Here is a 605-nt window from a genome sequence, read left to right on the forward strand (position 1 = left end):
CGCTGCCGCCGAAGGCGAAGATCACCGCGTTGGTGTGCAGCGGGCGCAGGCGGCCGTAGCTGAGCCAGGCGGTGTCGAAATTCAACTGAGGCCAAATCAGCTGCGCGGCGATGAGAACGCCGACGGTCATGCCGACAATGCCCCAGACCACCGTCATGAGCGCGAACTGCCTCACGATCCTGTAGTTGAAGGTATCGGCCTTGTGGAATGCGTTGGCCTTGCTTGCGATGGCGGCGTAATCGTTCATTACCCCCCCTTTTGTAAAAACAACAGCTTCAAGTTTCAATGATGAGGAGCGATCTGGAAATGGGATTCGATCCGAATCAGTCCCTGCCATCAGCCTGGCGAGCCGATAGCCGCTTCATCGTTATCTGCATGCGCGGTGGGGCCGGGATTCTTGTCGGGAGAAGCGGGGCGCCCCATGGCGCAGGCATCATCCACCACGCGAGGCCGGACCGCTGTCGTCGTCGCGCAGGATGGCGGTGCCGGCGTTATCGGTGTCGTCGTACTGGCCGTTGAATACCGCCCACCACAGCGACACGCCGATGGCCAGCACGAACAGCAGCGACAAGGGCAGCAGCAGGTAGAGGATGGTCATGGCGCGG

At 61.5% G+C, this 605-nt stretch carries 2 protein-coding genes; both read right to left on the minus strand.

Annotated features, from left to right (window positions below; all coding sequences use genetic code 11):
• Positions 1 to 247: cbb3-type cytochrome c oxidase subunit I (locus HV701_RS26610; protein ID WP_175135981.1), on the minus strand; the 247-nt coding region annotated here is incomplete at its 3' end.
• 186 nt (positions 248 to 433) lie between these two features.
• On the minus strand, positions 434 to 598 hold the full coding sequence (ccoS, locus tag HV701_RS26615; protein WP_175135982.1) for a cbb3-type cytochrome oxidase assembly protein CcoS: 165 nt from the start codon (positions 596 to 598) through the stop codon (positions 434 to 436).
• Between the last annotated feature and the right edge of the window lie 7 nt (positions 599 to 605).

It is taken from the genome of Achromobacter pulmonis, assembly GCF_902859765.1.
GTDB lineage: Bacteria > Pseudomonadota > Gammaproteobacteria > Burkholderiales > Burkholderiaceae_B > Achromobacter > Achromobacter pulmonis.

Bases quoted from the DNA above. Each gene is read 5' to 3' on its own strand.
- ccoS (WP_175135982.1), bottom strand. From the start codon at position 598: ATGACCATCCTCTACCTGCTGCTGCCCTTGTCGCTGCTGTTCGTGCTG.